Origin of the sequence: Erwinia tasmaniensis Et1/99, assembly GCF_000026185.1 — a bacterium.
Classification (GTDB): Bacteria; Pseudomonadota; Gammaproteobacteria; order Enterobacterales; family Enterobacteriaceae; genus Erwinia; species Erwinia tasmaniensis.
In genome coordinates, this window is the sequence record NC_010694.1 from 835,055 (window position 1) to 857,471 (window position 22,417).

The 22,417-nt window shown below is 56.3% G+C and carries 19 protein-coding genes; 18 read left to right on the forward strand and 1 reads right to left on the reverse strand.

Going from position 1 to position 22,417, the window contains the following annotated elements:
• The first annotated feature begins 481 nt into the window (after window positions 1-481).
• From mraZ to lpxC, 16 genes are all read left to right on the forward strand, one after another.
• Complete coding sequence (gene mraZ / locus ETA_RS04830; RefSeq protein ID WP_012440494.1) at window positions 482-940, forward strand: division/cell wall cluster transcriptional repressor MraZ; 459 nt, start codon at window positions 482-484, stop codon at window positions 938-940.
• A gap of 2 nt (window positions 941-942) precedes the next feature.
• Window positions 943-1,884: a 16S rRNA (cytosine(1402)-N(4))-methyltransferase RsmH gene (gene rsmH / locus ETA_RS04835; protein ID WP_012440495.1), complete on the forward strand. Its 942-nt coding sequence runs from the start codon at window positions 943-945 to the stop codon at window positions 1,882-1,884.
• Window positions 1,881-2,201, forward strand: coding sequence for a cell division protein FtsL (gene ftsL / locus ETA_RS04840; protein ID WP_012440496.1), 321 nt, complete (start codon window positions 1,881-1,883; stop codon window positions 2,199-2,201). Before rsmH ends, ftsL begins: the two co-directional genes overlap by 4 nt.
• A 15-nt stretch (window positions 2,202-2,216) precedes the next feature.
• The gene (locus ETA_RS04845) at window positions 2,217-3,989 is read left to right on the forward strand and encodes a peptidoglycan glycosyltransferase FtsI (RefSeq protein WP_012440497.1); all 1,773 of its coding nucleotides are present in this window, start codon (window positions 2,217-2,219) and stop codon (window positions 3,987-3,989) included.
• Window positions 3,976-5,463 (forward strand): UDP-N-acetylmuramoyl-L-alanyl-D-glutamate--2,6-diaminopimelate ligase, encoded by a 1,488-nt coding sequence (gene murE, locus ETA_RS04850; protein WP_012440498.1) that lies wholly within the window; start codon window positions 3,976-3,978, stop codon window positions 5,461-5,463. The genes ETA_RS04845 and murE overlap by 14 nt, the downstream gene beginning before the upstream one ends.
• Window positions 5,460-6,821: a UDP-N-acetylmuramoyl-tripeptide--D-alanyl-D-alanine ligase gene (gene murF, locus ETA_RS04855; protein WP_012440499.1), complete on the forward strand. Its 1,362-nt coding sequence runs from the start codon at window positions 5,460-5,462 to the stop codon at window positions 6,819-6,821. The genes murE and murF overlap by 4 nt, the downstream gene beginning before the upstream one ends.
• Window positions 6,815-7,897 carry a phospho-N-acetylmuramoyl-pentapeptide-transferase gene (mraY, locus tag ETA_RS04860; RefSeq protein ID WP_012440500.1) on the forward strand — a complete coding sequence of 361 codons (1,083 nt, stop codon included), beginning with the start codon at window positions 6,815-6,817 and terminating at the stop codon, window positions 7,895-7,897. Before murF ends, mraY begins: the two co-directional genes overlap by 7 nt.
• A 2-nt stretch (window positions 7,898-7,899) precedes the next feature.
• Window positions 7,900-9,216: a UDP-N-acetylmuramoyl-L-alanine--D-glutamate ligase gene (gene murD / locus ETA_RS04865; protein WP_012440501.1), complete on the forward strand. Its 1,317-nt coding sequence runs from the start codon at window positions 7,900-7,902 to the stop codon at window positions 9,214-9,216.
• On the forward strand, window positions 9,216-10,424 hold the full coding sequence (ftsW, locus tag ETA_RS04870; RefSeq protein ID WP_012440502.1) for a cell division protein FtsW: 1,209 nt from the start codon (window positions 9,216-9,218) through the stop codon (window positions 10,422-10,424). Before murD ends, ftsW begins: the two co-directional genes overlap by 1 nt.
• Before the next feature lie 3 nt (window positions 10,425-10,427).
• Complete coding sequence (gene murG, locus ETA_RS04875) at window positions 10,428-11,486, forward strand: undecaprenyldiphospho-muramoylpentapeptide beta-N-acetylglucosaminyltransferase (protein ID WP_012440503.1); 1,059 nt, start codon at window positions 10,428-10,430, stop codon at window positions 11,484-11,486.
• 73 nt (window positions 11,487-11,559) lie between these two features.
• Window positions 11,560-13,035 carry a UDP-N-acetylmuramate--L-alanine ligase gene (gene murC / locus ETA_RS04880; protein ID WP_042958666.1) on the forward strand — a complete coding sequence of 492 codons (1,476 nt, stop codon included), beginning with the start codon at window positions 11,560-11,562 and terminating at the stop codon, window positions 13,033-13,035.
• Entirely contained in the window at window positions 13,028-13,948 is a 921-nt protein-coding gene (locus ETA_RS04885) for a D-alanine--D-alanine ligase (RefSeq protein ID WP_012440505.1), read from the forward strand. Before murC ends, ETA_RS04885 begins: the two co-directional genes overlap by 8 nt.
• Window position 13,949: 1 nt before the next feature.
• Window positions 13,950-14,789 carry a cell division protein FtsQ gene (gene ftsQ, locus ETA_RS04890; RefSeq protein WP_012440506.1) on the forward strand — a complete coding sequence of 280 codons (840 nt, stop codon included), beginning with the start codon at window positions 13,950-13,952 and terminating at the stop codon, window positions 14,787-14,789.
• Window positions 14,786-16,042 carry a cell division protein FtsA gene (gene ftsA, locus ETA_RS04895; protein ID WP_012440507.1) on the forward strand — a complete coding sequence of 419 codons (1,257 nt, stop codon included), beginning with the start codon at window positions 14,786-14,788 and terminating at the stop codon, window positions 16,040-16,042. The genes ftsQ and ftsA overlap by 4 nt, the downstream gene beginning before the upstream one ends.
• A 72-nt stretch (window positions 16,043-16,114) precedes the next feature.
• Window positions 16,115-17,269 carry a cell division protein FtsZ gene (gene ftsZ, locus ETA_RS04900; protein ID WP_012440508.1) on the forward strand — a complete coding sequence of 385 codons (1,155 nt, stop codon included), beginning with the start codon at window positions 16,115-16,117 and terminating at the stop codon, window positions 17,267-17,269.
• Between the two features lie 100 nt (window positions 17,270-17,369).
• Window positions 17,370-18,287, forward strand: a complete 918-nt coding sequence (gene lpxC, locus ETA_RS04905; protein ID WP_012440509.1) for a UDP-3-O-acyl-N-acetylglucosamine deacetylase — start codon at window positions 17,370-17,372, stop codon at window positions 18,285-18,287.
• Between the two features lie 7 nt (window positions 18,288-18,294).
• Here lpxC and ETA_RS04910 read toward each other — a convergent pair whose 3' ends face one another.
• Window positions 18,295-18,810, reverse strand: coding sequence for a DUF721 domain-containing protein (locus ETA_RS04910; RefSeq protein ID WP_012440510.1), 516 nt, complete (start codon window positions 18,808-18,810; stop codon window positions 18,295-18,297).
• A gap of 22 nt (window positions 18,811-18,832) precedes the next feature.
• Between ETA_RS04910 and secM the strand changes: the two genes are divergently transcribed.
• Window positions 18,833-19,336, forward strand: a complete 504-nt coding sequence (gene secM, locus ETA_RS04915; protein ID WP_012440511.1) for a secA translation cis-regulator SecM — start codon at window positions 18,833-18,835, stop codon at window positions 19,334-19,336.
• A 71-nt stretch (window positions 19,337-19,407) separates the two neighbouring features.
• Window positions 19,408-22,113, forward strand: a complete 2,706-nt coding sequence (gene secA, locus ETA_RS04920; protein ID WP_012440512.1) for a preprotein translocase subunit SecA — start codon at window positions 19,408-19,410, stop codon at window positions 22,111-22,113.
• Window positions 22,114-22,417 lie beyond the last annotated feature (304 nt).

The following is a 22,417-nucleotide window of genomic DNA, read 5'->3' on the forward strand; positions in this document are numbered from 1 at the left end:
GAAAGCTGCCTGTGACGTTTCTATTTGACGGCTATTCCCCGGTGTTAACGGCAGCAGATAATGATTCAGTTTTTATAATCGACCCGCCAGCGTAAATTAAAGTAAAAATACCCCCGCAGCATCTAATTATAAAACCACCCGCTTATTTATATCCTGCCAGACCTGCGCTACACGCAGATAGGAACTTGCTTAAAATACAATTTATGTTACAAAGCGGGCAGCCTGTGTTTTGCCGGGATAAAAACGATATATTTTTGAGCACTTATGCAACATGAGAAAAATTCCTGTCAGTATTCATCAGCTTATTTTTTATATCGCATTATTACGCGCCGTTTTTAACCCGCACGCATTTTATTGTGTGCAGAAATATTGCGAATCGGCCGATACTGCGGCTTGACAATGTTTTCCTCTGCTCCGTAAACTCTTTTAGTGGGAAAATGTGGAGTAAAGTGGTGAAATTGGGTGGAGGAGTCAGGCTGGCATGTTCCGTGGAGCAACGTTAGTCAATCTCGACAGCAAAGGCCGGCTTGCCGTGCCAACGCGCTATCGCGAAATGCTGAACGAGGGATCTCAGGGGCAAATGGTCTGCACCATTGACCTCCACCAACCTTGCCTGCTGCTTTACCCCCTGCCTGAATGGGAAATCATTGAACAAAAACTATCTCGCCTTTCCAGCATGAACCCTGCCGAGCGCCGCGTACAACGCCTGCTGCTGGGGCATGCCAGTGAATGCCAGATGGATAATGCAGGCCGGATCCTGCTGGCGAATACGCTTCGTCAACAGGCGAGCCTGAGTAAACAAGTGATGCTGGTTGGGCAGTTCAACAAATTTGAACTGTGGGATGAACAGACCTGGTATCAACAGGTCAGGGAAGATATAGACGAAGAGCGGTCTTCAAAGCAGCCTTTGTCTGAGCGGTTACAGGATTTGTCTTTATAACTATGCACGATACTTTTAAACATACCACGGTGCTGTTAGATGAGGCGGTCAACGGTCTCAATATCAAGTCTGACGGCATCTATATTGATGGCACCTTTGGGCGCGGGGGACACTCGCGCCTAATCCTTTCTCAACTTGGCGAGCACGGCCGCCTGTACGCGATTGACCGCGATCCGCAGGCCATTGCCGCCGCCGCTGAAATTACCGATCCTCGTTTCACCATTATCCATGGCCCGTTTTCCGCGCTGGCAGAGTATGCCGAAGAACGCGGGCTGAAGGGGAAAATTGACGGCATTTTGCTGGATCTTGGCGTTTCCTCTCCGCAGCTGGATGACGCCGAACGCGGTTTCTCCTTTATGCGCGACGGGCCCCTGGATATGCGTATGGACCCTACGCGCGGCCAGTCGGCGGCTGAATGGCTGTTGAAAGCCGAAGAAAGCGATATTGCTTTTGTGCTGAAGACCTTTGGCGAAGAGCGTTTCGCCAAGCGCATCGCTCGTGCCATCGTCGAGCGCAATCGCGAGCAGCCGATGACGCGCACTAAAGAGCTGGCTGATGTTATCTACGCCGCAACCCCGGTCAAAGACAAATTTAAACACCCGGCAACGCGCAGCTTCCAGGCGATCCGCATCTGGGTGAATAGCGAACTGGAAGAAATTGAACAGGCGCTTAAAGGTGCGCTAAGCGCGCTAACCGCCGGTGGTCGCCTTTCCATTATTAGTTTCCATTCGCTGGAAGACCGCATCGTGAAGCGCTTTATGCGCGAACAAAGCCGCGGGCCGCAAATACCTCACGGTCTGCCGATGACCGAAGCGCAGCTTAGCAGCCTGGGCGGGCGTCAACTCAAGGCGCTGGGGAAAATGATGCCGGGAGAAAGCGAAGTGGCGGATAACCCACGCGCACGCAGTTCAGTACTGCGCATCGCGGAGCGTACCGCCTCGTGATCGGTAACGAGCGTCATAGCCTGCCGGGGGTTATTGGCGGAGATCTGATACGCCACGGTAAGATCCCGGTACTGGTTTTTATCGCGGTATTGGTTTCTGCCCTGATGGTGGTGACCACCGCGCATAAAACGCGGCTCCTCACCGCCCAGCGCGAGCAGCTGGTGCTGGAGCGTGACGCGCTGGACATCGAATGGCGCAACCTGATCCTGGAAGAGAATGCTTTGGGCGATCATAGCCGGGTTGAGCGCATCGCAACGGAGAAAATACAAATGCAGCATGTTGATCCTTCACAGGAAAATATTGTGGTTCATAACTAAGGACAATCGGACTTGATGAGAGCCGCAAAAAAAACGCAGAAGCAGAAAGCGAAACGTACGGAAGATCAGGCCAGCTTTGTCAGCTGGCGTTTTGCATTGCTGTGCGGCTGTATTTTTCTCGGACTGGTAGGGCTACTGCTGCGGGTGGCGTATTTGCAGGTGATCAATCCCGACAGGCTGGTGCGTGAAGGGGATATGCGCTCACTGCGCGTACAGGCTATCCCGACATCGCGCGGTATGATCAGCGACCGCGCCGGTCGTCCGCTGGCGGTCAGCGTTCCGGTTAATGCCATCTGGGCCGATCCGAAAGAGCTGCACGACAAGGGCGGAATTACGCTTGATAGCCGCTGGAAAGCCCTGTCAGACGCGCTTTCGATCCCGCTTGACCAGCTGGCGGCGCGAGTCAATGCTAATCCTAACGGGCGCTTTGTCTATCTGGCGCGTCAGGTGAATCCGGCGATCGGTGACTACATCAGAAAGCTGAAGCTGCCCGGCATCTTCCTGCGCGAGGAATCACGACGCTATTATCCTGCCGGAGAGGTCACCTCGCACCTGATTGGATTTACCAACATTGACGGGCAGGGCATTGAAGGCGTTGAGAAAAGCTTCGATAAATGGCTGACCGGGCAGCCCGGCGAACGAACGGTACGTAAAGATCGTTTTGGCCGGGTAATAGAAGATATCTCCTCCGTGGATAGCCGGGCGGCACACAACCTGGCTTTAAGTATCGATGAGCGCCTGCAGGCGCAGGTGTATCGCGAACTGAATAACGCGGTGGCTTTTAACAAAGCGGAATCCGGGACGGCGGTTCTGCTGGATATTAATACCGGCGAAGTGTTGGCGATGGCCAACAGCCCGGCCTATAACCCGAATAATCTGACCGGCGTCACCAAAGACGTGATGCGCAATCGGGCTATCACCGACATGTTTGAACCAGGCTCAACGGTGAAGCCCATGGTGGTGATGACCGCACTCCAGCGCGGCGTAGTGCATGAAAGCAGCGTGCTGAATACCGTTCCTTTTCGAATCAACGGTCATGAAATCAGAGATGTGGCGCGCTATAACGAACTGACGCTGACCGGGGTGTTACAGAAATCGTCGAACGTGGGCGTCTCCCGACTGGCGTTAGCGATGCCTTCCAATGCGTTAGTGGATACCTACTCACGTTTTGGCTTAGGTAAAGCGACCAATTTAGGGCTGGTTGGAGAAAGCAGCGGGCTGTACCCACAGAAACAGCGGTGGGCCGACATAGAAAGGGCGACCTTCTCCTTTGGCTACGGGCTGATGGTCACGCCGCTACAGCTGGCGCGAGTTTATGCAACGTTGGGCAGTTATGGCATTTATCGTCCCCTGTCGATAACCAAAGTTGACCCACCGGTAGCGGGGGAGCGCGTGTTCCCTGAACCGCTGGTACGCACGGTGCTACATATGATGGAAAGCGTCGCCCTGCCGGGCGGCGGCGGCGTAAAAGCCGCCATCAAGGGTTATCGTATTGCCATCAAAACCGGTACGGCCAAGAAGGTGGGGCCAGACGGTAAATTCGTCAACCGCTACATTGCCTATACCGCCGGGGTTGCTCCGGCCAGCAAACCGCGTTTTGCGCTGGTGGTGGTGATAAACGATCCCCAGTCAGGCAAATATTACGGTGGTGCGGTATCCGCACCGGTGTTTGGCGCCATTATGGGGGGCGTACTGCGCACCATGAACGTTGAACCGGATGCGTTACCCACTATTGATAAGAATGAGATGGTAACTAACAAAAATGAGGCACTCAGTGGCAGATCGTAAACTGCGTGATTTACTGGCTCCGTGGGTGCCGGGCGCACCGGAGCGCGCACTGCGCGAAATGACGCTGGACAGCCGTGTAGCGGCATCGGGCGATCTGTTTGTCGCGATTAAAGGTCATGCGGCCGACGGGCGGCGTTTTATTCCTCAGGCGATTGCTCAGGGCGTGGCGGCGGTGATTGCCGAGGCGGAAGGCGAAGCGGAAGACGGACAGATCGTCGAGACGCACGGCGTCCCGGTCATTTATCTGGCGCAGCTTTCTCAACGTCTGTCGGCGCTTGCTGGTCGTTTTTACCAGCAGCCGGGCGAAAAGCTAAAGCTGATTGGCGTGACCGGCACCAATGGCAAAACCACCACGACCCAGCTTCTGGCGCAGTGGGCGCAGCTGCTGGGTGAAACCGGCGCGGTGATGGGAACGGTGGGTAACGGCCTTTACGGGCAGCTTGCCCCGGCGGAAAACACCACCGGATCGGCGGTGGATGTGCAGCATTTGCTGGCATCGCTGGTGGACAAAGGCGCAAGCCTGGCGGCGATGGAGATCTCTTCGCACGGCCTGGTGCAGCACCGCGTGGCGGCGCTGCCGTTTGCGGCGGCCGCTTTCACCAACCTCAGCCGCGATCATCTCGACTATCACGGCGATATGGCGCGTTATGAAGCCGCCAAGTGGCTGCTGTTTGCCGAACATCAGGTCGGCCAGGCCATCATCAATGCCGATGATAAAGTCGGACGCCGCTGGCTGGAAAAGCTGCCGGATGCGGTGGCGGTGACGATGGAAAATCATCTCCAGCCGGGCTGTCATGGCCGCTGGCTGAAGGCGACAAAGGTGGATTACCACGACGGCGGGGCCAGGGTGCACTTTTCCTCCAGCTGGGGAGAGGGGGATATCGACAGCCGCCTGATGGGCGCATTTAACGTCAGTAATCTGCTGGTGGCGTTGGCAACACTGCTGTCTCTGGACTATCCGCTGGCCGCATTAACGGCGACCGCCAGCCAGCTGCAACCTGTTACCGGGCGCATGGAGGTTTTCAGCGCACCGGGCAAACCAACGGTGGTGGTGGATTATGCCCATACTCCCGATGCGCTGGAAAAAGCGCTGACGGCGGCACGTCTGCACTGCAAGGGGCGGCTGTGGTGTCTGTTTGGCTGCGGCGGTGACCGCGATAAAGGCAAGCGCCCGCTGATGGGCGCGATTGCCGAGCAGTGTGCTGATGTGGTGGTGATCACCGATGACAATCCGCGCAGCGAAGATCCGGCGGCTATTGTTAGCGACATATTAAGCGGCCTGCTTGATGCGGGGCGCGCCAGGGTAGTCATGGGCCGTGCGCAAGCGGTCACTAACACCGTGATGCAGGCACAGCAAGGCGATATTGTGCTGGTTGCCGGTAAAGGCCACGAAGATTACCAGATTATCGGCCATCAGCGCTTTGACTACTCTGACCGGGATACGGTCGCGCGTCTGCTGGGGGGGTTCGCTTGATAACCCTGACATTACAACAACTTGCCGAGATAACCGGCGGTACGCTGTACGGCAGTGACGGTGCAATTGCCGAGGTCACGACCGACACACGCAAAGCGACGGCGGGAAATCTGTTTATCGCCATTAAAGGCGAGCGTTTTGATGCCCACGATTTTGTCGCAGATGCGGTTACGGCAGGCTGTTCAGGTCTGTTAGTAAGTCAACGCTTACCTGTAGAGGTCTCCCAGGTGGTGGTCGCCGATACGCGAATTGCGCTGGGGCAGCTGGCCGCCTGGGTGCGTCAGCGGTCTGAGGCACGCATCGTGGCGCTAACCGGGTCGTCCGGCAAAACCTCGGTAAAAGAGATGACGGCGGCCATTCTGCGCCAGTGCGGCGAGACGCTGTATACCGCAGGTAACCTCAACAATGATATTGGCGTGCCGCTGACGCTATTACGCCTGAAGCCGCAACATCAATATGCGGTCATTGAACTGGGGGCCAACCACCAGGACGAGATTGCCTATACCACTGATTTGGTACGCCCGGAAACCGCACTGGTTAATAACCTCGCGGCGGCGCACCTGGAGGGCTTTGGTTCTCTGGCCGGCGTGGCGAAGGCGAAGGGCGAAATTTTTAGCGGTCTGCCGCTCAATGGCACCGCCATTATTAACAGCGACAGTAACGACTGGCCGCACTGGCAGTCGGCGCTGCACGGTAAAACCGTCTGGCGCTTCTCGCCCGATCGTCAGGCCGACAGCGACTTTTATGCCTCCGGCGTCACCCTCAGCGCGCAGGGAACGCATTTTACCCTGCATTCGCCGCAGGGTGAGGTGGATGTCACCCTGCCGCTGCCGGGGCGTCACAATATCGCCAATGCGCTGGCCGCCAGCGCGCTGGCGCTCTCGGTGGGTGCGCCGCTGAGTGCGGTGTGTCAGGGGCTAAGCACCCTGAAGGCGGTGCCGGGACGACTGTTTCCGCTGGCGCTTAGCGCCGATAAGCTACTGCTGGACGACAGCTATAACGCCAACGTGGGTTCTATGACCGCCGCAGCGCAGGTTCTGGCTGAGATGCCCGGCTACCGCGTGATGATCGTCGGCGATATGGCGGAAATGGGGGCAGAAGCCGCCGAGTGCCACCGCCAGGTGGGCAACGCTATTCGCCATGCCGCCATTGATAAAGTATTAAGCACCGGTTCACTGAGCCACGGCATTTCTGACGCCAGCGGCGTTGGCGAGCACTTCGCCGACAAGACGGCGCTCGGCGCACGGGCGCTTGAGCTACTGGCGCAACATCAGCAGATCACCCTATTAGTTAAAGGTTCACGCAGTGCCTCTATGGAAAAGGTAGTGCAAATTTTACAGGAGAAAGGCACATGTTAGTCTGGCTGGCCGAGCATCTGGTCACTTTTTATTCGGGCTTTAACGTCTTCTCGTATCTGACGTTTCGCGCCATTGTCAGCCTGCTGACCGCGCTGTTTATTTCCCTGTGGATGGGGCCGCGTATGATCGCCCGCCTGCAGGAGATGTCATTTGGCCAGGTGGTGCGTAATGACGGCCCGGAGTCGCACTTTAGCAAGCGCGGTACGCCGACGATGGGTGGGATCATGATCCTGACCTCGATTACCGTTTCGGTGCTGCTGTGGGCTTATCCCTCCAACCCCTACGTCTGGTGCGTGCTGTTTGTGCTGGTCGGCTACGGCATCGTGGGCTTTGTGGATGATTACCGCAAAGTGGTGCGCAAAGACACTAAGGGATTAATTGCTCGCTGGAAGTATTTCTGGCAGTCGGCCATCGCTCTGGTTGTCGCCTTCGTCATGTATATGATTGGCAAAGATACCCCGGCTACCGAGCTGGTGGTGCCGTTCTTTAAAGATGTGATGCCGCAGCTGGGGCTGCTGTACCTGCTGCTGGCCTACTTTGTCATTGTCGGCACCAGCAATGCGGTGAATTTGACCGACGGCCTTGATGGCCTGGCCATTATGCCCACCGTGTTTGTCGCCGCCGGATTTGCTCTTGTTGCCTGGGCCACCGGTAACGTGAAGTTTGCTGAATATCTGCATATTCCCTATCTGCGCCATGCCGGTGAGCTGGTGATTGTCTGCACCGCGATCGTTGGGGCGGGCTTAGGCTTCCTGTGGTTCAACACCTATCCAGCCCAGGTCTTTATGGGTGACGTTGGCTCACTGGCGCTGGGCGGCGCGCTGGGTACTATCGCCGTGCTGTTGCGTCAGGAGTTCCTGCTGGTGATTATGGGCGGGGTGTTTGTAGTAGAGACCCTGTCAGTCATCCTACAGGTTGGTTCTTTCAAATTACGCGGGCAGAGAATTTTCCGTATGGCTCCCATTCATCATCATTATGAACTGAAGGGTTGGCCGGAGCCGCGCGTCATCGTCCGCTTCTGGATTATTTCACTGATGCTGGTGCTGATTGGCCTGGCCACGCTGAAGGTACGTTAACTATGGCTGACTATCTGGGTAAAAAAGTGGTCATTATCGGGTTGGGCCTGACCGGCCTCTCCTGTGTTGATTTCTTTATCGCGCGCGGCGTTGTGCCGCGCATGATAGATACCCGTGTCGTGCCACCGGGGCTGGAAAAGCTGCCGAAAAACGTTGAGCGCTGGCTGGGGTCGATGAACGACAGCTGGCTGTTGGATGCCGATCTGATCGTTGCCAGCCCCGGCGTGGCGCTGGCGCATCCTTCTTTGATCGCTGCGGCGCAGGCCGGAGTGGAGATCGTTGGCGATGTTGAGCTGTTCTGCCGCGAAGCGCAGGCACCGATCGTGGCGATCACCGGTTCCAACGGTAAAAGCACCGTGACGACGCTGGTCGGCGAGATGGCAAGAGCCGCAGGCTGGCAGGTTGGCGTAGGGGGCAATATTGGCCTGCCCGCACTGACGCTGTTGCAGCAGCCTGCCCAGCTGTATGTGCTGGAGCTGTCGAGCTTCCAGTTGGAAACCACCAGCAGCCTGAAAGCGGCGGCGGCGACCCTCCTCAACGTGACCGAAGATCATATGGATCGCTACCCGCTCGGCATGCAGCAATATCGCGCTGCCAAGCTGCGCATCTATGAAAATGCCACGGCCTGCGTGGTCAATGCCGATGATGCGATGACCATGCCAATACGCGGCGCGGATGCACGCTGCGTCAGTTTTGGTGCCGACTTCGGCGACTATCACCTTACGCGCCAGCAGGGCAGCACCTGGCTGCGTGTGCAGGGGGAAAAAGTGCTGAATACCGACGAAATGCACCTGGTCGGTCAGCATAACTATACGAATGCCCTGGCGGCGCTGGCGCTGGCGGATGCCGTTGGCCTGCCGCGCGCTACCAGCCTGAAAGCCTTAACGACCTTTAACGGCTTGCCGCACCGTTTTCAGCTGGTTCATGAACATAACGGTGTGCGCTGGATCAACGATTCCAAAGCCACCAATGTTGGCAGCACCGAGGCGGCGCTGAATGGTTTACATCCAGCCGGTACCTTGTGGCTGCTGCTGGGCGGAGACGGCAAGTCGGCGGATTTTACGCCCCTCACCCGTTATTTGCAGGGCGAGCGCATTCGGGTGTACTGCTTCGGTCGTGACGGCGCTGAACTGGCGGCCCTGCGTCCGGAAATAGCGGTACAAACGGCGACGATGGCGGAAGCCGTGCGGCAGATTGCCGCTCAGGTGCGGCCTGGCGACCTGGTGCTGTTGTCGCCAGCCTGTGCCAGCCTTGACCAGTTTAAAAACTTCGAGCAGCGCGGCGATCTGTTTGCCCAACTGGCGCGGGAGGCTGGCTGATGCGTATACCGGGTCTCAGTTTTGCCGGTGGGATTTCACATCGCCTGAAATCCTGGGTTATGGGATCACGCGAAAGTGATGCCAGTTCGATGGTGCTTTATGACCGCACGCTGCTGTGGCTGACCTTTGGTCTGGCTATCATTGGTTTTGTCATGGTGACATCGGCATCAATGCCGGTGGGCCAGCGCTTATCCGCAGATCCCTTCTATTTTGCCAAGCGCGATGCGTTCTATCTGCTGTTGGCGCTCGGCATGGCGCTGGTGACGCTGCGTATCCCGATGGATTTCTGGCAGCGCTATAGCAATATGATGCTGCTGGCGACGGTGGTCATGCTGCTGGTGGTGCTGGTAGTGGGCAGCTCGGTCAACGGGGCATCGCGTTGGATCGCGCTTGGCCCGCTGCGCATTCAGCCTGCTGAGCTTTCTAAGCTGTCGCTGTTCTGCTATCTCGCCAGCTATCTGGTGCGCAAAGTTGAAGAAGTGCGCAACAACTTCTGGGGTTTCTGTAAGCCGATGGGCGTGATGGTGGTACTGGCGGTACTGCTGCTGGCACAGCCCGACCTCGGTACGGTGGTGGTGCTGTTTGTCACCACGCTGGCCATGCTGTTTCTCGCCGGGGCTAAATTATGGCAATTTATGGCGATAATCGGCTCCGGTATTTTCGCCGTTTGCCTGCTGATTGTGGCTGAACCCTACCGTATGCGCCGCGTGACCTCTTTCTGGAACCCCTGGGAAGATCCGTTTGGCAGCGGTTACCAGTTAACCCAGTCACTGATGGCTTTCGGGCGCGGTGAGTTTTGGGGGCAGGGGCTGGGTAACTCGGTACAAAAGCTCGAGTATTTGCCGGAGGCCCATACCGATTTTATCTTCTCGATTATCGGTGAGGAGCTGGGTTATATCGGTGTGGTTTTAGCGTTGTTAATGGTATTCTTCGTCGCTTTTCGTGCGATGTCGATCGGAAGACGCGCACTGGAGCTCGATCAGCGCTTTTCGGGCTTTCTTGCCTGTTCAATTGGCGTCTGGTTTAGCTTCCAGGCACTGGTCAACGTGGGGGCCGCAGCGGGTATGTTGCCGACCAAAGGTCTGACGTTGCCGCTGATCAGTTACGGTGGTTCGAGTCTGATTATTATGTCGACCGCCATCGTGTTTTTGTTACGTATAGATTATGAAACGCGTCTGGCAAAGGCCCAGGCGTTCACGCGAGGATAGTCGATGAGTGGAAAGCGACTGATGGTGATGGCTGGCGGAACCGGCGGGCACGTTTTCCCCGGGCTGGCGGTCGCACACCATCTGATGGCGCAGGGCTGGCAGGTGCGCTGGCTTGGTACCGCTGACCGTATGGAAGCGGATTTAGTGCCGAAACACGGTATCGACATTGAGTTTATCCGCATCAGCGGGCTGCGTGGTAAAGGCATCAAAGCATTACTGGCGGCACCGCTGCGTATCTTCAACGCCTGGCGTCAGGCGCGGGCGATTATGAAAGCCTGGCAGCCGGACGTGGTGCTGGGCATGGGCGGCTATGTTTCCGGCCCCGGTGGTCTGGCGGCGTGGAGCTGCGGTATTCCGGTGGTGCTGCATGAACAGAATGGTATTGCTGGTTTAACGAATAAGTGGCTGGCAAAGATTGCCACTAAAGTGATGCAGGCGTTTCCCGGCGCGTTTCCCGATGCGGAGGTCGTCGGCAATCCGGTGCGTACCGATGTGCTGGCGCTCCCGTTACCGTCCGTGCGTTTAAGCGGGCGTGACGGGCCGACCAGAGTATTGGCGATCGGCGGCAGTCAGGGAGCCCGCGTGTTGAACCAGACGATGCCGCAGGTGGCGGCCAGGCTCGGTGACAGCATCAGCCTGTGGCATCAGGTTGGCAAGGGGGCACTGGATGAGGTGAATGCGGACTACACCAGGGTGAACCAGAGCCAACATCGGGTGTCGGAATTCATCGACGATATGGCAAGCGCCTACGCGTGGGCTGATGTCGTGGTGTGCCGTTCGGGTGCGCTGACCGTTAGCGAAGTGGCGGCGGCCGGATTACCGGCGATTTTTGTGCCATTCCAGCATAAGGATCGCCAGCAGTACTGGAACGCCCTGCCGCTCGAGCAGGCCGGGGCGGCCGTTATTTACGAGCAGCCGCAGTTTACCGCCGATGCGGTGGCTGCAACCCTCGCAGGCTGGGATCGTCCGACGCTACTGGCGATGGCTGAAAAAGCGCGCGCGGTGGCGATCCCGGACGCAACAGAGCGCGTTGCTGCTGAAGTCAGCAAGGCAGCGCGCTAAAGATACTCACGCGGGGCGGAGAAGCCCGTCCCGGAATGAATAAGGTGTGGCAACACACCGGCAGGCAGAAGAGATGAATACACAACAACTGGCAAAACTGCGTTCTATCGTGCCCGAGATGCGTCGCGTCCGGCACATCCATTTTGTGGGCATCGGTGGTGCCGGCATGGGCGGTATTGCCGAAGTGTTGGCTAATGAAGGTTATGAGATCAGCGGTTCGGACCTGGCGCCTAACGCGGTAACCCGCCATCTGAATGCCCTGGGCGCAACAATTTATTTTAACCATCGCCCGGAAAACGTCAGCGATGCCAGCGTGGTGGTGGTATCCACCGCGGTTTCACAGGACAACCCGGAAGTGGTTGCCGCGCGTGAGGCGCGTATCCCGGTTATTCGCCGTGCGGAGATGCTGGCCGAACTGATGCGCTTTCGTCACGGTATTGCCGTTGCCGGTACGCACGGCAAGACCACCACGACTGCCATGGTGTCGAGTATTTACGCCGAAGGGGGGCTTGACCCGACCTTTGTCAACGGTGGCCTGGTGAAGGCGGCCGGTACGCACGCGCGACTGGGAAGCAGCCGTTACCTGATTGCTGAAGCCGACGAGAGCGACGCGTCGTTCCTGCATTTGCAGCCGATGGTGGCGATTGTCACCAATATCGAAGCCGATCATATGGATACTTACCAGGGCGACTTCGAAAACTTAAAGCAAACCTTTATCAATTTTTTACACAATTTGCCGTTTTACGGGCGCGCCGTGCTGTGCGTGGATGATACGGTGATCCGCGAGCTGATCCCACGCGTTGGGCGTCAGATTACCACTTACGGCTTTAGTGAAGATGCCGATGTGCGCGTTGAAAACTACCGGCAGCGCGGCGCGCAGGGGCACTTTACCCTGGTGCGCCAGGACAAGCCGCTGATGCAGGTTACGCTGAACGCGCCGGGGCGTCACAACGCCTTAAATGCCGCCGCAGCGGTGGCGGTGGCGACCGAAGAGAATATTGACGATGAGGATATTCTCGCCGCGCTGGAGAGCTTCCAGGGAACCGGCCGCCGCTTCGATTTCCTCGGAGAGTACCCGCTGGCGCAGGTAAACGGCAGCGCTGGCACGGCCATGCTGGTTGATGATTACGGACATCATCCAACGGAGGTGGACGTCACCATCAAGGCGGCGCGGGCGGGCTGGCCAGATAAAAATCTGGTGATGATTTTCCAGCCGCATCGCTATACCCGCACGCGCGATTTGTATGACGATTTCGCCAACGTACTTTCGCAGGTCGACGTGCTGCTGATGCTGGATGTCTATTCAGCCGGTGAGACGCCGATACCGGGGGCTGACAGCCGGTCGCTGTGCCGCACCATTCGCGGTCGCGGCAAAGTTGACCCGATTCTGGTCTCTGACCACGACGCGGTACTGGAAATGCTGTTGCCGAAGTTAACCGGCAACGATCTGATTTTGGTACAGGGTGCCGGAAACGTAGGGCGTATCGCCCGCAGCCTGGCCGATGTTAAATTGCAGTTACAGACGAATAATGAGGAACATCATGGCTGAGAAAGTCGCGGTATTGCTGGGTGGAACCTCCGCAGAACGAGATGTGTCGCTGTTATCCGGAGCAGCGGTCCTGAAGGGGCTTAAGGAAGCCGGAATTGATGCACACGCGATTGATATTCGTGATTTTCCGGCGATGCGCCTGAAAGAAGAAGGTTTCGATAAAGCCTTTATCGCGCTACATGGGCGCGGCGGTGAAGACGGCACCCTACAGGGCGTGCTGGAGTTTCTGGCGATCCCCTATACCGGCAGCGGCGTGATGGCTTCGGCGATCACCATGGACAAACTGCGCAGTAAATATCTGTGGCAGGGCTGTGGGCTCCCGGTGTCGCCCTTTGTGGCGCTTAATCGTGCACAAATGGATGCGGGGCTGGATGCGCAGCTGATGACAAGCATCGACGCGCTGGGATTACCGCTGTTTGTCAAACCCAGTCGTGAAGGCTCCAGCGTGGGTATTTCGCGCGTTAACCAGGCTTCAGAATTGCAGGCTGCGCTGCAAGAAGCCTTCCGTTTTGACGATGAAGTGCTGGTAGAAGCGTTTCTCAGCGGCCCCGAATACACCGTGGGGGTGATCGGCACGGACATTCTGCCATCTATCCGTATTCAGACCGCCAGCGAGTTCTATGACTATGATGCAAAGTACCTTTCTGATGAAACTCAATACTTTTGTCCGTCAGGGTTGAGCGCCGACCAGGAAGCGGAACTTCGCGAACTGACCATCGCCGCCTGGCGCGCTCTGGGTTGCAGCGGCTGGGGGCGTGTCGATGTGATGATGGGCGCAGATGGGCAGTTTTACCTGCTGGAGGTCAATACCTCCCCAGGGATGACAAGCCATAGCCTGGTACCGATGGCGGCCAACCAGGCCGGCATGAGTTTTTCACAGCTGGTAGCGCGCATTCTGGAACTGGCCGACTGATATGTCTCAGGCAGCTTTGAATGTCCGTCAAAGTGAAGCGCAGGAAAAAGCGCGCACCGGTCGCAGCAACGGCTCACGGCTTGCCGGGATCGTCTTTCTGCTGATGGTGATCGGCGTGATGCTGGCGGGTGGGTTTGTGGTCATGAAGTGGATGAATGACGCCTCCCGGTTGCCGCTATCTAAGCTGGTGGTCACCGGTCAGAAGCACTTCACCACCAATGACGACATTCGCCAGACTATTTTGTCGCTTGGCGAGCCGGGCACATTTATGTCGCAGGATGTCAATATCATCCAGACGCAGATAGAACGTCTGTCATGGATTAAACAGGTCAGCGTGCGCAAGCAGTGGCCGGATGAGTTAAAAATTCATCTGGTGGAGTATGTTCCGGTGGCGCGCTGGAATGATGTACATATGGTTGATGCGGATGGTCAATCATTTAGCGTTCCCACCAACCATATCGGCAAAGAGAGTATGCCGATGTTGTACGGGCCTGAGGGCAGTGAGTCAGAAGTGCTGGCAGGCTACCGTCAGATGAGCGATGCGTTGGCGGTCAGTAAACTGAAAGTGAAAGCGGCCTCCATGACCGCACGGCGTTCATGGCAGCTGGTGTTAGAGGACGATACCCGTCTGGAGTTAGGGCGCAGCGACGACATGAAGCGGCTTCAGCGCTTTATCGATCTGCTTCCAACCCTGCAACAGCAGGCGCAGGCGGAGAATAAACGTGTTACCTATGTAGACCTGCGTTACGACTCTGGCGCGGCAGTAGGATGGAAAACGGCTCCCGTGGCGGCGGCTGACGGTAATCAGCAACAGAATCAGGCACAGGTTAAACAACAATGATCAAGTCGACGGACAGAAAACTGGTAGTTGGACTCGAGATAGGCACTGCAAAGGTTGCCGCCCTGGTAGGGGAGGTCCTGCCTGATGGTATGGTCAATATCATCGGGGCAGGGAGCTGCCCGTCCCGCGGTATGGATAAAGGCGGCGTCAACGATCTGGAATCGGTGGTGAAATGCGTACAGCGCGCCATCGATCAGGCGGAGCTGATGGCGGACTGCCAGATCTCCTCGGTTTACCTTGCATTATCTGGCAAACATATCAGTTGCCAGAACGAAATAGGGATGGTTCCTATTTCCGAAGAAGAAGTAACCCAGGAAGATGTGGAAAACGTGGTGCACACGGCCAAATCTGTGCGCGTGCGTGATGAGCATCGTATCCTCCATGTGATCCCGCAGGAGTATGCGATTGACTACCAGGAAGGCATTAAAAACCCGGTTGGCTTATCCGGCGTGCGTATGCAGGCAAAAGTTCACCTGATCACCTGTCATAATGACATGGCGAAAAATATCGTTAAAGCGGTAGAACGCTGTGGTTTGAAGGTAGATCAATTGATTTTTGCTGGCCTTGCATCTAGCTTTGCTGTACTGACTGAAGATGAGCGCGAGCTGGGCGTCTGCGTGGTAGACGTTGGGGGCGGCACAATGGATATGGCGGTCTATACCGGTGGTGCTCTGCGTCATAGCAAGGTGATCCCCTATGCGGGCAACGTTGTGACTAGCGATATCGCCTACGCCTTTGGTACGCCACCCACTGACGCTGAAGCGATTAAAGTGCGTCATGGCTGTGCGCTGGGCTCTATCGTCGGTAAGGATGAAAATGTGGAAGTGCCTAGCGTGGGGGGGCGTCCTCCGCGTAGCCTGCAACGCCAGACGCTGGCAGAAGTGATCGAGCCGCGTTACACCGAGCTGCTGAATCTCGTCAATGACGAGATCCTTCAGCTTCAGGAGCAGCTGCGTCAGCAGGGCGTTAAACATCACCTCGCGGCCGGTATCGTTCTGACCGGCGGCGCGGCCCAGATTGAAGGGTTGGCGGCTTGCGCCCAGCGTGTATTTCACACTCAGGTGCGTATCGGACAGCCGCTGAATATTACCGGATTAACGGATTACGCGCAGGAGCCTTATTACTCGACGGCGGTCGGCTTACTGCACTATGGAAAAGAGTCTCACCTCAACGGTGAGGCCGATATAGAAAAAAGAGCCTCGGTGGGCAACTGGTTTAAGAAAATCAACAGCTGGCTGAGAAAAGAGTTTTAATTTTTACCAAAGGGGATCATGCTAGGCATGTTGAGTGATCTCCAGGCGAACAGCACATAACGGAGAGAAATTATGTTTGAACCAATGGAACTAACCAATGACGCGGTGATTAAAGTCATCGGCGTCGGCGGCGGCGGCGGTAACGCTGTAGAGCATATGGTGCGTGAACGTATCGAAGGCGTTGAGTTCTTCGCGGTAAACACGGATGCTCAGGCACTGCGCAAAACTGCAGTGGGCCAGACCATTCAGATCGGTAATGGCATTACCAAAGGTCTTGGTGCAGGCGCTAACCCTGAAGTGGGCCGCAACTCGGCTGAAGAAGACCGTGAAGCACTGCGTCAGGCGCTGGAAGGCGCAGACATGGTGTTTATCGCCGCAGGCATGGGCGGCGGTACCGGTACCGGTGCGGCACCGGTGGTGGCGGAAGTTGCCAAAGACCTCGGTATCCTGACCGTTGCGGTGGTCACTAAGCCATTCAATTTCGAAGGCAAAAAACGCATGGCGTTTGCTGAGCAGGGTATCGCCGAGCTGTCGAAGCACGTTGACTCACTGATCACCATTCCTAACGACAAGCTGCTGAAAGTGCTGGGTCGCGGAATTTCTCTGCTCGACGCGTTCGGCGCGGCGAATGATGTGCTGAAAGGCGCTGTGCAGGGTATCGCCGAACTGATTACCCGTCCGGGCCTGATGAACGTCGACTTCGCAGACGTGCGCACCGTAATGTCCGAAATGGGCTACGCGATGATGGGTTCTGGCGTGGCGTGCGGTGAAGACCGTGCGGAAGAGGCGGCTGAAATGGCCATCTCCAGCCCGTTACTGGAAGATATCGATCTCTCCGGTGCGCGTGGCGTCTTGGTTAACATCACCGCTGGCTTCGATCTGCGTCTGGATGAGTTCGAAACCGTGGGTAACACGATCCGTGCATTTGCTTCGGATAACGCCACAGTGGTGATCGGTACCTCTCTGGACCCAGAGATGAACGATGAGCTGCGCGTGACCGTGGTTGCGACCGGTATCGGTATGGACAAGCGCCCGGAAATCACCCTGGTGACGAACAAACAGCCGGCTCAGCCTGTCATGGATCACCGCTACCAGCAGCACGGGATGTCACCGCTGCCGCAGGAGCAGAAGCCTGCAGCGAAAGTGGTTAATGAGCCGGGCACACAAACGAACAAAGAACCTGATTATCTGGATATTCCGGCCTTCCTGCGTAAACAGGCAGACTAGGAATTTCCTGAATTGGGATCCTGCGCTCTTTGTGTTAAAATACTTTCCCGCCAGTAGCATAATCTGACGGTAGTATTGCTAATTACTGCGAGATAACGAGATGATCAAACAACGGACATTAAAACGTATTGTTCAGACAACCGGTGTTGGTTTGCATACCGGCAAAAAGGTTACGCTGACACTACGCCCTGCGTCGGCTAATACCGGGGTCATCTATCGCCGCACCGACTTGAATCCCCCGGTTGATTTCCCGGCTGATGCTAAATCCGTGCGTGATACCATGCTCTGTACCTGCCTGGTTAACGAGCATGACGTCCGGATTTCAACGGTCGAACACCTGAACGCTGCGCTTGCAGGTCTCGGTATCGACAATATCGTGGTGGAAGTGAACGCGCCTGAAATTCCTATCATGGATGGCAGCGCGGCACCCTTTATCTATCTGTTGATGGATGCCGGTATTGAAGAACTGAACAGCGCCAAAAAATTTGTGCGCATCAAACAGCCTGTCCGGGTTGAAGATGGCGACAAATGGGCAGAGCTTTCGCCACATAATGGTTTTTCACTGGATTTCACCATTGATTTTAACCATCCGGCTATTGACGCCAGCACGCAGCGCTACCGCATGGACTTTTCTGCAGAAGCCTTTGCGCGACAGATTAGCCGCGCACGTACTTTTGGCTTTATGCGTGATATCGAAGCGCTGCAATCCCGTGGGCTGGCGCTCGGCGGGAGCTTTGACTGTGCCATTGTGGTGGATGATTATCGCGTGCTGAATGAAGACGGCCTGCGCTTTGAAGATGAATTTGTTCGTCACAAAATGCTGGATGCCATCGGCGACCTGTATATGTGCGGCAATAATATCATCGGTGCGTTTACCGCCTACAAGTCTGGCCATGCGCTAAATAACAAGCTGTTACAGGCTGTTCTGGCTAAGCAGGAAGCGTGGGAATGGGCAACCTTCGAAGATGAAGCGACGCTGCCGGTCACGTTCAGGGCACCCAATCTGGTTCTGGCATAAGCCGGAACTACTTATTACGACTGGTTGAGCTGGTACTCTCTCCGGCCAGCGAGGCCAGTCGTTCTAAAATCTTTTTCAGCTTTTCCGGGCTTTGGCTCGCGACCCCGCGTAGAACTTCCGCACTTTCCTCACTGAGCTGTCTCAACGGCGCTTTTTCTGCCATCGGCGTCCGACTGCTGTTTTCTTGCACAGTTTCCTGACCTTTTGCCGCCAGCGAAGGATTTATCCTGATGTCGATTGACGTCAATGATGGTAATATTTGCGCTCGTAAAGCTGACAGCAAACTGGACTGTTCATAGCGTAAGCGCATCAACCAGTTGGCGTTGGCCGTTTCGATCACCAGAATCCCCTGACGGAAATTGGCCACGCGGCACCAGGGATGCAGTTGCGAGGGGATCACCCCCTGAACTGCACGATTCAGCTTGTTCAGCGCGATGGCGCGCTGCTGCACATGTTGCAGTACGCTCTGTTCCTGAGCCTGGTCGAAGAAACTTTCAATAGATTGTGGGCGACTATCGCGCATAGATAAGCTCCGGCGGAACACAGTGATCGGTATTCTAAATCGTTGGCGACAATTTGGCAGACGCTATTTCTGGCCGCATCTCCTGTTGGGGATGGTCGCGGCGAGCTTTGGTCTGCCCCAGGCGTCGGCTCATGATGGAACTACCTTAGCAGAAACCTCTGCACGAAGCCTGAATATCGGCAGCGCCACGCGCATTGACCGCCTGGTGATGCTACAGGAAAGCGCCCGGCGTTCCTCGTTCAGCGTGGACTACTGGCACCAGCATGCTATCCGCACGGTAATCCGCCATTTATCCTTCTCTCTTACTCCTTCTGTATCAACTGTGGCCGCCACGGTGCCGCTGGAAGCGCATAAGCTGGCGCTGCTGGATACGTTAAACGCACTGCTGACCCACGAAGCCAGACCGCCGGTAATCATTCGCCATACCACACAGCGCCAGGTGAGCAGCTCGCCGCGTCATCATATCGGCCTGTGGCTGGCCCAGGTTTGTGGCATCCGCGCCGGGCCACCTTCAGCACTCAGTTAACAAAACGCGTCCCATCAAATCAAATATTAAGTGCTACTGCTTGTGGCAGTGACTGAGAGAAATTATTTACTATGTTAATCAAACTATTGACTAAAGTTTTTGGCAGCAGCAATGATCGTACACTGCGCCGTATGCGCAAAGCCGTAGAGCAGATCAATAAAATGGAACCGGATTTCGTCAAGTTATCCGATGACGAGCTGAAGGCTAAAACTATTGAATTCCGGGCGCGCCTGGAGAAAGGCGAAGAGCTGGAAGCCCTGATCCCGGAAGCGTTTGCCACCGTGCGTGAAGCCAGCAAGCGCGTATTTGGTATGCGTCACTTTGATGTGCAGCTGCTGGGCGGTATGGTGCTGAACGATCGTTGCATTGCAGAGATGCGCACCGGTGAAGGTAAGACTCTGACCGCAACGCTGCCTGCTTACCTCAATGCGCTGTCCGGTAAAGGGGTTCACGTTGTCACGGTCAATGATTATCTGGCCCAGCGTGACGCGGAAAACAACCGCGCGCTGTTTGAATTCCTCGGCCTGAGCATCGGGATCAACCTGCCCGGCCTGCCGGCACCGGCTAAACGTGAAGCCTATGCGGCAGATATCACCTACGGCACCAACAATGAGTACGGTTTTGACTATCTGCGCGATAACATGGCCTTCAGCCCGGAAGAGCGTGTGCAGCGTAAGCTGAACTATGCGCTGGTGGATGAGGTGGACTCCATCCTGATCGACGAAGCGCGTACCCCGCTGATCATCTCCGGCCCGGCAGAAGACAGCTCCGAGCTGTATATCAAGGTTAACAAAATCATTCCTAACCTGATCCGTCAGGAAAAAGAAGATTCCGACAGCTTCCAGGGAGAAGGCCACTTCTCGGTGGATGAAAAAGCGCGCCAGGTGCATCTCACCGAGCGCGGCCTGGTTGCCGTTGAAGAGCTGATGGTCAGCGAAGGGATCATGGCCGAGGGTGAATCGCTTTACTCGCCGGGCAATATCATGATGATGCACCATGTGACCGCCGCGCTGCGCGCCCATGTGTTGTTTACCCGTGACGTTGACTACATCGTCAAAGACGGTGAGGTGATCATCGTTGATGAACATACTGGACGTACTATGCAGGGGCGCCGCTGGTCTGACGGCCTGCATCAGGCGGTGGAAGCCAAAGAGGGCGTGGACATTCAGAATGAGAACCAGACGCTGGCATCCATCACCTTCCAGAATTACTTCCGCCTGTACAACAAACTGGCCGGAATGACCGGTACGGCGGATACCGAAGCCTTTGAATTCAGCTCTATTTACAAGCTCGATACCATCGTTATTCCTACAAACCGCCCGATGGTGCGTAAAGATCTGCCGGATCTGGTGTATATGACCGAAATGGAGAAGATCGGTGCCATCATCGAAGATATCCGTGAGCGTACCGCAAACGGCCAGCCGGTGCTGGTGGGAACCATCTCGATTGAGAAGTCTGAAGTGGTGTCTCAGGAATTGACCCGTGCGGGCGTAAAGCATGAAGTGCTTAACGCCAAGTTCCACGCGCGTGAAGCCGACATCGTTTCACAGGCGGGCCAGCCGGGCGCGGTGACTATCGCCACCAACATGGCGGGACGCGGTACGGATATCGTGCTGGGCGGCAGCTGGCAGGCAGAGATTGCCGCGCTGGAAGACGCCAGCGCTGAGCAGATCGACGCGATTAAAGCCGCGTGGAAAATTCGCCACGATGCGGTACTGGCCTCTGGCGGTCTGCATATCATCGGCACTGAGCGCCATGAATCGCGCCGTATCGACAACCAGCTGCGTGGCCGTTCCGGTCGTCAGGGCGACCACGGTTCTTCTCGTTTCTATCTGTCGATGGAAGATGCGCTGATGCGTATTTTCGCCTCGGATCGCGTCACCAATATGATGCGTAAGCTGGGTATGAAGCCAGGTGAAGCGATCGAACACCCGTGGGTGACCAAAGCCATTGCCAACGCCCAGCGTAAAGTGGAAAGCCGTAACTTTGATATTCGTAAGCAGCTGCTGGAATACGACGATGTGGCTAATGACCAGCGCCGCGCGATTTACTCACAGCGTAACGAACTGCTGGATGTTTCCGACGTGTCAGAAACTATCGCCAGCATTCGTGAGGACGTCTACAAAACTACGATCGACAGCTATATTCCGCCACAGTCGATGGAAGAGATGTGGGACGTTGCGGGTTTACAGGAACGTTTGAGCAATGACTTTGACCTGACGCTGCCGATTGCTGACTGGCTGGTTGCAGAGCCAAATCTGCATGAAGAGACGCTGCGCGAGCGCATTATGCAGCAGGCGCAGGAGCAGTATCAGCGTAAAGAAGAGGTGGTTGGCGTAGAAATGATGCGCAGCTTCGAGAAGGGCGTGATGCTGCAGACCCTGGACTCGCTGTGGAAAGAGCACCTTGCCGCAATGGACTATCTGCGTCAGGGTATCCATCTGCGCGGCTATGCGCAGAAAGATCCTAAGCAGGAGTATAAGCGCGAGTCGTTCGCTATGTTTGCCGCGATGCTTGAGTCGCTGAAATATGAAGTGGTGAGTACGCTAAGTAAAGTACAGGTGCGGATGCCGGAAGAAGTCGAGCAGATGGAAGAGCAGCGCCGCCAGGAGTCCGAGCGCCTGGCGCAGCAGCAGCAGCTGAGCCATGTGGATGCCGAAACCGAAGCGGCACAGTCGCTGGCAGAACAGAGCGGCGAGCGCAAAGTCGGGCGTAACGACCCATGCCCTTGCGGTTCGGGTAAAAAATATAAGCAGTGCCACGGTCGTCTGGCGTAACAACACCGACCCGGCATCGCAGAGGGGACGAGCATAGCTCGTCCCTTTTTTTTTATCCGTCAGCGATGACGGTCATTTATCGTTATCTGCTGAATTTTTCCCGCCTGTTGTATGTATCCCAGCTTGAGTTCCCCACACTTTTTTTAGATTTTCATTCTTCCATCCGTCGGACGATAGGTTTTCCGGCGTCAGATTATCCGAAGATTCAGGACGTCGATCACTGTTGCAGTGAGTCAGCCAGCGCTTCGTCATTATCCGTACATCATCTCTATACAGATAACATTCCAGCGTTTCTGTCCGGTGC

Excerpts from the sequence above, each read along its gene's own strand:
- mraZ (WP_012440494.1), top strand. The coding sequence starts at position 482 with ATGTTCCGTGGAGCAACGTTAGTCAATCTCGACAGCAAAGGCCGGCTT.
- rsmH (WP_012440495.1), top strand. The coding sequence starts at position 943 with ATGCACGATACTTTTAAACATACCACGGTGCTGTTAGATGAGGCGGTC.
- ETA_RS04845 (WP_012440497.1), top strand. The coding sequence starts at position 2,217 with ATGAGAGCCGCAAAAAAAACGCAGAAGCAGAAAGCGAAACGTACGGAA.
- mraY (WP_012440500.1), top strand. The coding sequence starts at position 6,815 with ATGTTAGTCTGGCTGGCCGAGCATCTGGTCACTTTTTATTCGGGCTTT.
- murD (WP_012440501.1), top strand. The coding sequence starts at position 7,900 with ATGGCTGACTATCTGGGTAAAAAAGTGGTCATTATCGGGTTGGGCCTG.
- ftsW (WP_012440502.1), top strand. The coding sequence starts at position 9,216 with ATGCGTATACCGGGTCTCAGTTTTGCCGGTGGGATTTCACATCGCCTG.
- murG (WP_012440503.1), top strand. The coding sequence starts at position 10,428 with ATGAGTGGAAAGCGACTGATGGTGATGGCTGGCGGAACCGGCGGGCAC.
- murC (WP_042958666.1), top strand. The coding sequence starts at position 11,560 with ATGAATACACAACAACTGGCAAAACTGCGTTCTATCGTGCCCGAGATG.
- ETA_RS04885 (WP_012440505.1), top strand. The coding sequence starts at position 13,028 with ATGGCTGAGAAAGTCGCGGTATTGCTGGGTGGAACCTCCGCAGAACGA.
- ftsQ (WP_012440506.1), top strand. The coding sequence starts at position 13,950 with ATGTCTCAGGCAGCTTTGAATGTCCGTCAAAGTGAAGCGCAGGAAAAA.
- ftsA (WP_012440507.1), top strand. The coding sequence starts at position 14,786 with ATGATCAAGTCGACGGACAGAAAACTGGTAGTTGGACTCGAGATAGGC.
- ftsZ (WP_012440508.1), top strand. The coding sequence starts at position 16,115 with ATGTTTGAACCAATGGAACTAACCAATGACGCGGTGATTAAAGTCATC.
- lpxC (WP_012440509.1), top strand. The coding sequence starts at position 17,370 with ATGATCAAACAACGGACATTAAAACGTATTGTTCAGACAACCGGTGTT.
- ETA_RS04910 (WP_012440510.1), bottom strand. The coding sequence starts at position 18,810 with ATGCGCGATAGTCGCCCACAATCTATTGAAAGTTTCTTCGACCAGGCT.
- secA (WP_012440512.1), top strand. The coding sequence starts at position 19,408 with ATGTTAATCAAACTATTGACTAAAGTTTTTGGCAGCAGCAATGATCGT.